This is a genomic window from Halopseudomonas sp. T1L2 (assembly GCF_055397385.1).
Genome location: NZ_AP040865.1, coordinates 1107178 through 1119537, shown reverse-complemented (window position 1 = coordinate 1119537; position 12360 = coordinate 1107178). Strand labels below are relative to the sequence as shown.

General features: G+C 58.8%; 14 protein-coding genes and 1 riboswitch. Of the genes, 6 read left to right on the top strand and 8 right to left on the bottom strand.

What is annotated here, in order from left to right; all coding sequences use genetic code 11:
• Positions 1–6: 6 nt before the first annotated feature.
• Positions 7–639 carry a trimeric intracellular cation channel family protein gene (locus tag ACZ5WQ_RS05260; protein WP_464383299.1) on the top strand — a complete coding sequence of 211 codons (633 nt, stop codon included), beginning with the start codon at positions 7–9 and terminating at the stop codon, positions 637–639.
• Here ACZ5WQ_RS05260 and ACZ5WQ_RS05255 read toward each other — a convergent pair.
• Positions 633–1118, bottom strand: coding sequence for a copper chaperone PCu(A)C (locus ACZ5WQ_RS05255; RefSeq protein WP_464383298.1), 486 nt, complete (start codon positions 1116–1118; stop codon positions 633–635). The two genes, ACZ5WQ_RS05260 and ACZ5WQ_RS05255, sit on opposite strands and share 7 nt — an antisense overlap.
• 263 nt (positions 1119–1381) lie before the next feature.
• On the opposite strand from ACZ5WQ_RS05255, the gene ACZ5WQ_RS05250 reads away from it, so the two are divergent.
• Positions 1382–1681, top strand: coding sequence for a hypothetical protein (locus tag ACZ5WQ_RS05250; RefSeq protein WP_233049683.1), 300 nt, complete (start codon positions 1382–1384; stop codon positions 1679–1681).
• Positions 1682–1706: 25 nt separating this feature from the next.
• Here the strand turns inward: ACZ5WQ_RS05250 and ACZ5WQ_RS05245 are convergent, their stop codons facing one another.
• Positions 1707–2642 (bottom strand): DUF1513 domain-containing protein, encoded by a 936-nt coding sequence (locus ACZ5WQ_RS05245; RefSeq protein ID WP_464383626.1) that lies wholly within the window; start codon positions 2640–2642, stop codon positions 1707–1709.
• On the opposite strand from ACZ5WQ_RS05245, the gene ACZ5WQ_RS05240 reads away from it, so the two are divergent.
• Entirely contained in the window at positions 2550–2744 is a 195-nt protein-coding gene (locus tag ACZ5WQ_RS05240) for a hypothetical protein (RefSeq protein WP_228245062.1), read from the top strand. The two genes, ACZ5WQ_RS05245 and ACZ5WQ_RS05240, sit on opposite strands and share 93 nt — an antisense overlap.
• 87 nt (positions 2745–2831) lie before the next feature.
• Here ACZ5WQ_RS05240 and ACZ5WQ_RS05235 read toward each other — a convergent pair whose 3' ends face one another.
• From ACZ5WQ_RS05235 to ACZ5WQ_RS05225, 3 genes are all read right to left on the bottom strand, one after another.
• Positions 2832–3869, bottom strand: a complete 1038-nt coding sequence (locus ACZ5WQ_RS05235) for an imelysin family protein (RefSeq protein ID WP_464383297.1) — start codon at positions 3867–3869, stop codon at positions 2832–2834.
• A gap of 8 nt (positions 3870–3877) precedes the next feature.
• Positions 3878–5293 carry a di-heme oxidoreductase family protein gene (locus ACZ5WQ_RS05230; RefSeq protein ID WP_464383296.1) on the bottom strand — a complete coding sequence of 472 codons (1416 nt, stop codon included), beginning with the start codon at positions 5291–5293 and terminating at the stop codon, positions 3878–3880.
• A 97-nt stretch (positions 5294–5390) separates the two neighbouring features.
• Positions 5391–6746, bottom strand: a complete 1356-nt coding sequence (locus tag ACZ5WQ_RS05225) for an imelysin family protein (RefSeq protein WP_464383295.1) — start codon at positions 6744–6746, stop codon at positions 5391–5393.
• A 165-nt stretch (positions 6747–6911) separates the two neighbouring features.
• Here ACZ5WQ_RS05225 and ACZ5WQ_RS05220 point away from each other — a divergent pair, with 165 nt between their 5' ends.
• A complete protein-coding gene (locus ACZ5WQ_RS05220; RefSeq protein WP_228244876.1) occupies positions 6912–7127 on the top strand; it encodes a dodecin in 216 nt (71 codons plus the stop codon).
• A gap of 24 nt (positions 7128–7151) precedes the next feature.
• Here ACZ5WQ_RS05220 and ACZ5WQ_RS05215 read toward each other — a convergent pair whose 3' ends face one another.
• Entirely contained in the window at positions 7152–7637 is a 486-nt protein-coding gene (locus tag ACZ5WQ_RS05215; protein WP_335599409.1) for a 6,7-dimethyl-8-ribityllumazine synthase, read from the bottom strand.
• Positions 7638–7708: 71 nt separating this feature from the next.
• Positions 7709–7853: riboswitch (FMN riboswitch) on the bottom strand.
• A gap of 125 nt (positions 7854–7978) precedes the next feature.
• Between ACZ5WQ_RS05215 and ACZ5WQ_RS05210 the strand changes: the two genes are divergently transcribed.
• Positions 7979–8437: a hypothetical protein gene (locus ACZ5WQ_RS05210; RefSeq protein WP_233049679.1), complete on the top strand. Its 459-nt coding sequence runs from the start codon at positions 7979–7981 to the stop codon at positions 8435–8437.
• A gap of 116 nt (positions 8438–8553) precedes the next feature.
• Positions 8554–9774, top strand: coding sequence for an MFS transporter (locus ACZ5WQ_RS05205; RefSeq protein ID WP_233049678.1), 1221 nt, complete (start codon positions 8554–8556; stop codon positions 9772–9774).
• A gap of 41 nt (positions 9775–9815) precedes the next feature.
• Here ACZ5WQ_RS05205 and ACZ5WQ_RS05200 read toward each other — a convergent pair whose 3' ends face one another.
• Together ACZ5WQ_RS05200 and ACZ5WQ_RS05195 are read right to left on the bottom strand one after the other, a co-directional pair.
• Positions 9816–10772, bottom strand: a complete 957-nt coding sequence (locus tag ACZ5WQ_RS05200) for a 3-hydroxyacyl-CoA dehydrogenase (RefSeq protein WP_233049677.1) — start codon at positions 10770–10772, stop codon at positions 9816–9818.
• Positions 10773–10788: 16 nt separating this feature from the next.
• Entirely contained in the window at positions 10789–12297 is a 1509-nt protein-coding gene (locus ACZ5WQ_RS05195; protein ID WP_464383294.1) for a flavin-containing monooxygenase, read from the bottom strand.
• Positions 12298–12360 lie beyond the last annotated feature (63 nt).

Genomic DNA, 12360 nt, shown 5'->3' with positions numbered 1-12360 from the left:
GCCTGAATGAGCTGGTTCTACGTCTTCGATCTGTTTGGTGTAGCGGTATTTGCCATTACGGGCGCGCTGATGGCCGGGCGCAAGTCGATGGATCTGTTTGGCGTGCTGGTCATTGCGATCATCACTGCCCTGGGTGGTGGCACTCTGCGTGACGCCATACTCGGTAATCACCCGGTAAGCTGGATTCGCGACGACGTATACATCCTTGTTGCCACGCTGGCAGCTGTCGGCACGGTGATCTGGGTCCGACTGACCCGGCCCATCAATGAAACGGGGCTGCTGGTTGCAGATGCATTCGGCCTGGCAGTATTTACCGTGATAGGTACTCAGGTCGCGCTAAATTATGGCGTGCCGGTCAGTGCTGCCGTGATCATGGGGGTAATGACCGGGGTCGCAGGTGGGGTCATGCGGGATATCATCTGTAATGAAATCCCGCTGATCTTTCAAAAGGAAATATACGCCACTGCGTGTATTGTCGGTTCCCTGGCTTATATCGGCCTGCAGTCATTGGGATTGCGCGAAGACCTCGGCATCGCCATCTGCATTGCTCTGGTGCTGACGATCAGGCTGGCTGCCATCCGCTGGCACCTGGAGCTGCCGCGGTTTCATCTGCTTGATCGCGATCGCCCCGATCAGTGATGCATGTGACCCGAGTCGGCGTTCGAGGATGCTGGCTCATCCTCTGCCTGTACATTCACGATTACTTGTACGTCGCCGGCCCGATCAAAGTGCAGGGTTAACGGAAACTGCTCGCCTGCCTGCAAGGGTTGCTTCAGATTGAACAGCATCAGGTGGTACGAGCCGGGCTTGAAGAGAACGGTCTGACCGGGGGCAAGCTCCAGACGATCAACACGCCGCATTTTCATCAGTCCGTCAGCGTGGACGTGTTCATGAATCTCCACTTTTTCTGCGGCCGGGGTATCGGCACCCAGAAGCGCGTCACTTTGCTCTCCCTGATTGCTGATCTGCAGGTAAGCGGCTCCGGTTGGTGCAACAGGCGGCAGAGCGCGCGACCAGGGGTGGTCAATGTGTAACGATCCGGCTTCAAACTCGTGGGCATTTACCAATTGGGCCATTGCGCAGCCGATCAGGAGCAAGGAGAAACGATTGAATCGCATGTCAGATTCCTTGGTATACGGGTGTGGTATCAGAACAATACCCCGAAACAGCAGGTTGCATGAAGTGACAATGCGCCGCTGGTGGCTTCTTCAGGAACAATGATGGAAATGTGGATTGGTTAGATAAAATGGGTGTCGATATAGCTTTTCGCCACTATTTTTTTCCCGCAAACTGGGCTTGCTGAAGTGACCTTGTCACCGGCAGTCTCCCCTGAGAAGTTGAGTACGACATGACAGAGCGAAGGCGATTGGAACGGCATCAGATGAGCAGCAGTCTGGAGGTTTTTGACCTGGATACCGGAGACCACCTTGGTCGTGTGGTAGACCTTCATGAGGAGGGCCTGATGCTGCTCAGCAATCGTCCGGTTGATCTGAACCGGGCCTTTTCTCTTCAGGTCAATCTGCCGATGACCCTTAATGGCGTGAATGAATTTCTGCTTGATGCTGAAAGCCTGTGGAACCGTGTCAGCATCAACGGCGAGCAGTTCTGGACCGGTATGCACTTTATCGACCTGCCGGAGGAGTCCCGGCAATGTATATCCAAAATGGTCGCCAGCCGCTGAGCGGTGGCGACCGGGTTTCTTCTGGTCAACTTGCCAGGTACTGCCCCGGCGTGAGGTGATTGTCCCAACGCATGGGATAGGTTCCACGCAACAGTGCCTGATCGCTGTCTGCCGAAAGCTGATACACCCCCCCCATCCCTGAAGACACGATAAATCCGTTCTTGCCGTGGGGCAGGGCACCTGCAACGTCCGTCACCGGTATGCGCTGAATGACCTTGCCCGAGTGGTAGTCAATGATCAGCGCCAGGCCACCGAGAGGGGCCGTGACAACGGCATAGGGGCTTTGCCGACTGATTGCGATGCTGGCGGTATAGTTCCTGAGTGGCAGCAGTTCCTCTACTGGCCAATCCAGTTCGCTGAAGACGCCGGTGGCCGTGTCGAGGCGTGCGACCAGCGGGGGCGACTCCCATTCCGGCCCTTCATACTGATAGCCGGCGATGACGATACCATCAGGGCTCACATCCAGATGTCGGCAGCTGAGTTGATGATGTGAGGGGGTGTAGCGTGCGCTGATTTCGCCGGTTCGCCGGTCCATCAGTATCAGCGCGGGCGCCATTCGGTCGAGGTTCAGCTTGATGCGGTCGTAGTCCGGGTGGGTTTCGATACCGCCAAGGGCGACAACCAGCGTAACGCCATCGGGATGCAGGCGCAGTTCGTGCGGCCCGATGCCGGCGAGGTCGTAGTCGGCTACGGCGCTGTAGCCGTCAAACGCATCGTAGACTCGTACCAGACCCGCAGAGGTGTGGTAATTGTTCATGGTGACATAGAGGTAACGTGCATCCTGGCTATACACACCATGGCCGTAGTAGTGGTAGCCGTCGCCTGCCTCAATGGTGCGCTCCAGCTCGCCCCGGCGCGTGTTGAGTACATGCATCAGTCGTCCGGGCCGGCGGGCAAAAACGACGACATGATCTCCGTGTGGCTGCGCACATCCGCCGTGACAGCGCTCTGGAACAGGTATCTGCAAGCGAGCCTGGCCGGCAGCATCGACGGCGCCGATATAGTGCTGCCCGGCTTCATCGTCTACGGCACTGACCAGGGTCAGCGGCGGCGCATTGTTTGACGGCCAGCGCGTGCTGCAGGCTGTCAGTGCTGCGAATGAGCCGGCTGCCAGGGACGCTTTGAGAAAGCGGCGTCGATCAAGCATCGATCAGTCTCCATCGCTGGAGTTGAATCCGCGCACCACATTGAGTTCGGCCGCGATCGGCCCGGTCAACAGTTGGCCGGTCGTACGGACGTCGGCCAGCAGCGCGTTGAGACTGGCGATACCTTCCTCGCTTTCAAGCAGCGGTGTGATATCGGCAGGCAGAGTGTCGAATCGGGCCAGGGTTCGGTTCAATTGAGCACTGAATTGTTCGGCCAGAGGCAGGGCATCATTCTCGGCCATCAGGGCATTCAGCCCGGGAACGAAATAATCGGCCAACCCCTGCAGTGACGCCTGGATCATGTCCAGTGATTGCCCCGAGCGCCAGGCGTCTGCCAGGTAGGGATTGGGCTTGCCGTTGCCTCGTGCCCCCAGGGGCGCTGCCAGACGCCAGTCGGCCATGATCTCCAGGGCGTGCATGGCTGCAGTCAGGGTGCCGTTGTCATAGTCCGCGACCTGCAGATAACGTGCCTGCAACTGTTGCCAGTCACTGCTGAGGCCGCTCGCGTTGGTTTGCAGGTTGTGCGCGATTGCCGTCAGTAACTGACAGGAGCGCGCATCTGGCAGCGCTTGCTCGCCATCGGCTACCTGGGCATCGAACAGCAGATACTCGGCGGCCGGAAAGCCCTGGATGGCAACGCTGTCGCGGGCAAGCGCCTGTTCGGTAATTTCACCACGCTCGGGCTTGAGCCAGTAGCGGGCCTTGTTCGCGGTCAGATTTTTGGGGTCGGGCCAGAATTGGAACTTCCAGGCACGAGTGTTCTGCTCAATAGGGCCAAAATCCACGAAGCGAACCGACTGCCACGCTGCAAAGGCGCTGCTCCATGCGGCCTTGACCTCATTGAGGTCGTCGCTGCCGGGCGCGGCGCAGTATGTGTCTGCCCGTTGGGCGAATTGTTCAGTCTGGCTTGCCAGCTGTTGGTAGCCATGCCCAATCTGGGCATGCCAGGCTGCTCGGGCGGAGGTGTCCTGCGCCTGCGCTGCGACGCTAATGCCCAGGGTGGCAGTGGTGGCCAGAAGTAACCGGGAAAGGGTCAAGGTCATGTGTTGCCTCACAGGGAGTTGAGGAAGCGAATCAAGGCGTCACGCTCATTCTTTGGCAGTTGACGGTAGCCGTCGGCGGCTGCGCGCGCCTCGCCGTCGTGCCAGAGAATAGCGTGTTCAATGGTCTCCGCCCGGCCATCGTGCAGAAAGCCGGCCTGCGGGTTGACCACCTTGGTCAGGCCAAGCCCCCACAGCGGCGGTGTGCGCCACTCGTTACCATCGGCGAGAAATTCCGGGCGTCCATCTGCCAGCCCCGGCCCCATGTCATGCAGAAGAAAGTCGGAGTAGGGCCAGATGATCTGGTTGCTCAGTTCCGGCCGCGTGACCTGACCGGTGGTGTGGCTTGGGGTATGGCAGGCGGCGCATGTCAGGTCATTGAACAGTTTTGCACCCTGCTTCACGATCGGATCGTCCATGTCCCGGCGGGTCGGGACAGCCAGACTGCTGGCGTAAAACTCGATAAAACTGGCGACTTTGTCGGTTACCTCGGGCTGGCCGCCATCGGGGAAGCGTTCGCATTCCTGCTCTGAGGTGCAATCGGTGGATGGGGCGACGGTGGAGGTCAGACCCATATCACCGGCAAAGGCGTCCATGCTTTGCTGCAGGATGGAGGGTTGCCCGGCCTTCCAGCCAAACCGGCCGACAACCGTCTGTTTGCTGGTACGGTCCCAGACCCGGTTGGCGCGTCCAGAAATACCGTCGCTGTCAGCGTCGTTCGGATCTTCGTTTGCCAGCAGGGCGGACTCGGGAATCGCCTCGACCAGGCCCAGCCCGATCATGGGCGATGCCACCCTGGGTGAGGTCAGAAGGTTGTCCGGCAGCGGGCCGTAGTTGGGGTTTTCGATATGGTAAACCGGCTTGCGCATGACGATCTCTGTGCCGTCTCCAAGCGTCTGGGTGACGGATTGCCACTCAACGATCATATCTGCTTCCGGCTTCATGCCGGGAATGGCTGAAGTTTGCAGCTGGCCGCCATACACGGGTGCAGGTTTGAGGCCATGTTCGCGCAGCAGGTCTGCATCCTGTGCCGGGTCCGCCGGAACGGAGAGGCGCAGGAACAACGAAACCGAGGGCATATCGATGGACGCGGGTGCGTGCCCACGCCCATCCTTGAGGTGGCAACCCTGACATGAGTTGGTGTTGAACAGCGGCCCGAGGCCGTCGCGGGCATCGGTGCTCGCCGGAGCAACAACCCAGGGGTTGCGGAAAAAACTGTTGCCTACGCTGAAGTCCAAACGCCTGGTCATCGACATGTTTGCCAGCGGCAGCGAGTAAGCGTTCTGGTCGTGTTGACTAACACTGCCGGCACCGCCGGTGAGCGGGGTGTCCTGAATTGGGTAGGGGGCTTCAGTGGCCTGGATCAGGTTGGAGAAGAGTACCGCAGGTACCAGTAGGGCGCTGGCACGCAGAAAAGAATGAAGCATGGATTGCGTTTCACTGTGCCTGGAGTAAGTATCAGCAGGGATCGTTTCTGTCAGGACGCCCGGCGGGCCAGCCGCCGGGCTCCGAAGCTACGCCAAATCAGAACTGGTGGCCGGCATCGTCGGGTTCGAGAGCGTCTACGCCAACAACAGCCGCTACCTGCTCAATCGAACCGGTTTGTTCGACCAGAGCACTAATGGCGTTGTTGATAATCTCTGCACCTTGGGTGTTTTCGGGTGCAATCATCATATCAAAGGCAACCGGGTTTTCCGCTGCCTCGGCGATCTCCTTCATGTGACCCAGTGCCGCAACGCTGGCGTCCAGCTGGCCGATCAGCTGCTGATTCAGTTCAGGTTTGATCTCGCCAACCAGGTCAGCCAGCGATGCGCCGCTCAGCTCGGTACCGTCCACCCGCTTGTAGTTGCCGGTATAGACATTCTGAATGCCGAGCGCGTTGTAGTAGTGGGAGTTATGGGTGTTGTCACTGAAACAGTCGTGCTCGTCCTCATAGGAGTTGGCTTCCAATGCGACCTTCATGCGCTCACCGGCCAGCTCACCCAGTGACAGCGAGCCCATGCCGAACAGCATTTTCTGATAGACAGCTGTAGGCTCCAGTGCTGTCAGTTCGGCACGGTAGTTACTGTCAACTCCGGGTTTCCATTGATCCACCATCCAGCTCAGATCGGATACAAGCAGATCGGTGACCGCATCGAGGTAGGCTGCGCGGCGGTCACAGTTGCCGTTTGTGCAGGCCTCTCCGGTTGCGTAATCGGTTGCCTTGCGCTCGCCGGCGCCTGCGCCAAAGCCGTTCAAATCCTGGCCCCAGAGCAGGAACTCGATAGCGTGGTAGCCGGTAGCAACATTGGCCTCAGAACCGCCAACCTCGTTCAGGCTGGCAAGCAAGTCCGGTGTGATCGTCGTCAAGTCCAGGGTTTCACCGCCGACGTTAAGCTCTGTGCTGGCAATGATGTTGGCGTTGGCGCCTTCGTTACCCAGAGCATGCTGATAATCGTCTGCCTTGACGTAGTCGATCAGACCCTCGTCCAGTGGCCATGCATTCAGCTGACCTTCCCAATCGTCAACCACGGCGTTGCTGAAGCGGAAAACCTCAGATTGCTGGTAGGGGACGCGCGACTGCAACCAGGCCGCCCGCGCGGCAGCCAGGTTCTCTTCGGTAGGCTCGGCAATCAGGGCGTCGGTGGCCGCGTCCAGCGCTTTCGCGGTTGTCAGTGCGTCCTCGAAGGTTGCCAGCGCCAGGTCTGCGTAATGATTGACTATGGCGGCAGGGGCAACGGCTGGAGATTCAGTAGCACTTGCAGGAGATTGTTCAGCGACCGGCGCTTCAGGTGCGCTCGCTTCTGGAGCGCTGGTTTGCTTGTCGTCGCTGCATGCGGTTAGAAGGAAAGTAGTCGAAATTGCCAGCGCAAGCGCCTGCAGAGGAAAACGCACGGCCATGTAAAGCTCCCTTTGGATTGCGATCAATCAAATAATGATAGTGATTTGCATTTGTGATTATATGCGGATGACAGCATATTGCAATGCAGCGGGACTTGGCGGGCGAGACCGGCAACCCTTTGCCATACTGGGGGGGCACCCATGACAAGAAGGCGGAGGTAAATCATGTCCAACCATCATGTCTACAAGAAGGTGGAAGTTGTCGGCTCGTCCCCAAACAGTATCGATGATGCCATTCGGGTAGCGATTGCAGAGTGCGCAAAGACCATTCGCTACATGGAGTGGTTTGAAGTGAAGGAAACCCGCGGCCATATTGCGAACGATCAGGTCGCGCATTTTCAGGTGGTTCTTCAGGTCGGATTCAGGATTGCCGGCAGCTGACGCCACCGGCGGTGTGACCGGTGTTCAGCTGTTCAGTACCTGCCAGCGCAGCGCCATGGCCCTGTCGGCAGCGGCAGCGAGCTCTTTGCCCTTGGTAACAAAATGAGTGCGATAGTAGCTCTGGTGCTCGGCGTGTTCGTGGAAGTGGTGAGGCGTCAGGACCGCGGTCAGTACCGGCACTTCGGTTTCCAGTTGAACCTGCATCAGGCCGCTGATTACTGCGTTGGCGACAAAGTCGTGGCGGTAGATACCGCCATCGACCACCAGCCCCGAACAGGCGATCGCGCCGTAGCGCCCGGTTTTGGCCAGCAGCTTGGCTTGCAGGGGGATTTCGTAGGCACCGGGAACGGCGATCACATCAATCTGTTCCGGATGGTAGCCCCGCGTTGCCATTTCCTCGCGGAATCCGTCCAGACAACGCAGTACGATGTCGGTGTGCCAGGACGCGTGAATGAAGGCAATGCGCTGTTGCGAAGGTAGGAATTGGGTCATCGTCTTGCTCTGATTCATGGATAAATCCTGTGAGATTGAATCAGGGCGAACGGGCAGCGCCACGTCAACTCGCGTCGACGCGGGTGCTGTCGCGTTCTCTCCTGTCCGGACTGTAACCGTCGGCTCTGGCATCTCACCAGATCTGCTGACCTCTGCATTTCAGAGCGCTCGCGGGCTTCGGAGCCAGGCTCCGTTACCGCCGGTGGGGAGTTTCACCCCGCCCCGAGAACGATGCCGCAGTGGCTGCGGCGGCGGACAATATAGGGAAGCTTGTCGCGCCGGTCAAAGCCAGTGGTAGCTAAAGTCCTTCGATAAACGACCGATATGAATGGATATCCATCACTGCGAGGGGCGCAATCATGCGTATCGGCGATCTCACCTGGACTGATCCTGCTACCCGCAGTAACGGGACGGGCGGCGTTACGGAGCGGTCGCCGGAGGCTGTGCCGCAAAGCAATCGGGAAATTGCAGAAAGCGTCAAGGTCGCGCTGTCGGAGCGGGCTGAAAAGGCGTTGAAAAGCAGCAGCAATCAGGATATCGACGACAGTGATTTGCCTGAAGTCATCAAGCGGCTGCTCAAGCACATTCGCGAACTCAAACAGCAGATTGCCGAGGTACAGCAGCAAATCACTGAGTTGGCGCGTCAGCAGGGGCTACCGGACGAGGAGCGCAGCACCCTGATGGATGGGCTGCGCAGCCAGCTCGCCAGCCTTTCCTCTGCATTAAGTACGGCCTATGCCAGTCTTGCCAAGGCAATGAAGCAGCAAGCGCTCAGCGATGAGCAGCGCGCCAGCATGCTCAAATTGCTTAATGAATGAGCGTTGTTTGATTGCTGCAACAGTCTGTTCACGACGTCCGTGACTTTAGTTCGACAAAATACGAATAAATAGGCGTAGTATGGCTCCCCCTGCACACCCAGGTATTGAGAGTTGCCATGCCAGACCTATCCGACAACACCCGCGGTATTGCCAGTGGACTGATGTTCTTCCTGGCTGCCTGCTGCGGCCTTATCGTCGCCAACCTGTATTATTCCCAGCCTTTAGTGGGGCCCATCAGCGCGTCGCTGGGCATGAGCCCTGAAGCTAGCGGCCTGATAGTGACGCTGACCCAGATCGGTTATGTCGTCGGCCTGCTGCTGGTAGTGCCTTTGGCCGATCGTCTGGAAAACCGGGCGCTGATCAGCGCAATGGTGTTGCTGCTGGCTTTGGCTCTGGTTGGTACGGCGTTATCCGAGAGTGCACTCGAGTTTTTGTTGTGTTCGCTGATAATCGGCATTGGCGCGGTTGCGGTGCAGATTATTGTCCCGCTGGCGGCCCACCTTGCTTCGCCGGAACGACGCGGGCAGGTGGTCGGTAATGTGATGGGCGGACTGATGTTCGGCATCATGCTGGCCCGACCGATATCGAGCTTTGTTGCCGATCTGTCATCCTGGCGCTGGATGTTCTTCATCTCGGCCGCTCTGATGGTGTTGCTGGTACTGGTGATGCATCGCCTCATTCCGCGCCGTATTCCGACCGCCAGCATGGGGTATCTGGCGCTGCTGCGCTCGATGGCAACGCTGGCGGCACATACTCCGATACTGCAGCGTCGGGCGCTTTATCAGGCGATGATGTTTGGCGCCTTCAGCCTGTTCTGGACAACCACTCCGCTGCTGCTGGCGGGGCCTGACTTTGATATGTCGCAGTCAGGTATAGCACTGTTCGCGCTGGCAGGCGTCGCTGGCGTGGTATCTGCGCCTGTTGCCGGCAGGCTGGCAGATCGTGGGCTGACCCGTGTGGCTACGATCAGCGCGATGCTTTGCGTGATGGTTGCCTTTGCCATGACGCATATCGTCGCGCCCGGCTCAGCGCTGTCACTGCTGTTACTCGTTGCCGCTGCGGTGCTGCTTGATCTCGGAGTATCCGGTAACGTCGTGCTTGGCCAGCGTGCGATTTACGCACTGGGTGAAGCCGAGCGCAGCCGATTGAATGCCATTTATATGGCGACATTCTTTGTTGGCGGAGCGGTGGGTTCCGCCGCGGGGGCGTGGGCCTATGTCAGCGGCGGTTGGCTCGTGGCCTCCCTGCTGGGCGGCGCAATGCCGCTGTTGGCCCTGATCGTGTTGCTGGTCTTTGATCCGGATAAACCCTGCCAAACCGAGGTTCAAACTCAATAACGGCCTGGTGGCTTGGCCAGACGGCCTCGCCACCGAAATGCTTATGAGGGAAGCGTCAGCCTGACGATCTCATCGATGACCTCCAGCCCCGGCTCGACGAGGAAGTCCGGATCAGCGTAGGCCGGGTTTGGATACTGATAGTAGCCACTGCCGGTCTGTAGTCCTAGCTTGCCCTGATCGAGAAAGTGGCGCTTGATGTAATCCGCGTTCTTGAGCGCCTGCTCGTCTTGATTAAGGCTTCCCCAATACTGGGTGATGTCGTAGACGGTCTTCATGCCGACGACGTCGATCACGCCAAACGGGCCCATGCTCGCTCCGCGGTTCATCACCATGTAGGTTCGGTCGACGGTTTCCGGTGTGGCAACGCCGTTGGTTACCAGGGTTTGTGCGGCCGAGAGCAGTGGCACCAGCAGCGAGTTGATGACATAGCCGTTCTGCGGTTTGCGTACCGGCACCGGAATCATCCCTATTTCAATGGCAAAGCGCGTGATGCTGCGCAGGGTATGCTCGCCTGTCCCTGCGTGAGCCATGATCTCGGCAAGGTTGATCGACCAGATCAGGTTGGCGAAGTGCAGCGCGCAGTAGTTGGCAGGCCGCCCGGTATCCTCGGCAAACTGGCTCGGCAGCAGCGTTGATGAGTTGGTGGCAATGAGGCACTCGGCGGGCAGCAGGGGAGCCATGTCACGATAGACCTGTGACTTGACCTCGGGAATCTCGGGCACGGCTTCAATCACCAGATCGGCAGCCCCGACCGCATCTGCCAGATCAGTGCTGTAACGCAAGCGGGCGCGAGTCTGTTCAATTTGCTCGTCAGTGGCGCCAAGGTCTTTCTGGTAAATGGCTGCATACTGCTGATGTGCGATCTTGCAGCGCTCCAGCCCTTCATCGAACAGGTCATAGACCACAACCTGTTTGCCCTTGTATGCGCTGTGCCAGGCGATCTGGCCGCCCAGTACGCCGGCGCCCAGTACTGTCAGGTTTTGTATTGAGTTGTTCAAAGCATTATCCCCATTGTTATGCTGCCCGGCTGTTGCTGCCTGCTGTCTTGTTACCGGATTCTGAGTTGCGCGGCAGGAATTCGAGGTTGTCGTCCTCAAGCACCTCGTCGAGCAACATCACACGATCTTGTTCATAGGCATTGAGCAGACGCCATGGCAGGCTCCGACCCTGGCGGGGCAGAATCGCATTCGCCCGCTGCACGTAGCCCGACTCCAGTGCGCCCATGACCGACATGTCCGCAATTGCGCAGCCCTGATGGTCCCGAGGTGTAACCACTTGCATTCCTGTTGCCTGCAGGTGGTTGATCAATCGGCAGACGTAGCGCGCGGCAATATCGGCTTTCAGCGTCCAGGGCGCGTTGGTATAACCGAAAATCCACGCCATATTCGGTACGTTCTGCAGCAACACGCCCTTGTAGGTCATCTGCTGCTGCAGATCGAACGGCTTGCCGTCGATCAGAAGCTGCGTGCCCCCCAGCAGTTGCAGCTTCAGTCCGGTGGCGGTGATGACAATGTCGGCTTCCAGCTCCTTGCCGGAGGCGAGTCTGATGCCGTGCTCGGTAAAGCGGTCAATGCGGTCTGTCACCACCGATGCCTTGCCGCTGTTGATGGCCTTGAACAGATCACCGTCCGGCACCGCACACAGGCGCTGGTCCCAGGGCATATAGCTGGGAGTGAAGTGTTTCATGTTGGCCTGATCATCCAACTGTTTGGCGACCTGTCTGAGCAGATAGCTGCGCATACGCTCCGGCCACCGTTTGGCGGCCTTGAACAGCCAGCGCTGGATCAGGATGTTGCGCTTGCGTGCCAGATCATTGGCCCACCGCTCGGGCATGATCTTGCGCAGAACTTCGGTCAACTTGTCACGTGCCGGTACGGTCATCACGTAGGATGGAGAGCGCTGCAGCATCGTGACGTGGGCTGCCTGATCGGCCATGGCGGGCACGACTGTGACAGCAGTGGCGCCGCTGCCGATGACAACGACCCTCTTGTCCCGATAGTCGAGATCGGCCGGCCAGTGCTGGGGGTGAATGCATTGCCCCTGGAATTGCTCCACGCCCGGAAAGTCGGGCAGATAGCCGGTTTTGTGATCGTAGTAACCGGTGCAACTGATAAGGAAGTCGCAACTGAAGTGGCGGGCCAGACCGGTATCCAGATCCCGGGCGCTGACGATCCATTGCTGCTGCTCGCTGCACCACTGAGCCTGCTCGGTTTCGATCCCGAAGCGGATCAGTTTGTCGACGCCATACTCGCTGGCGGTTTCACTGATATAGCTACGAATGGATTGGCCGTCGGCGAGTGTATTCAGGTCATTCCACGGCCTGAAATCGTAACCGAAGCTGAACATGTCAGAATCGGAGCGTATTCCGGGATAGCTGAACAGGTCCCATGTACCGCCAACGCGCTGGCGGCGTTCGAGGATTGCCAATCGTTTGCCGGGGCATTCCTGTGATATGTGCACAGCCGTACCGATACCGGAGAGGCCGGCACCGATAATCAGCACATCGAAGTGCTCATTGGTCATCGTCTTGTTCTCTTTTTATTTTTGGTGCGTACGGACGACTATAGACTGCCAGCCAGGCCCCAT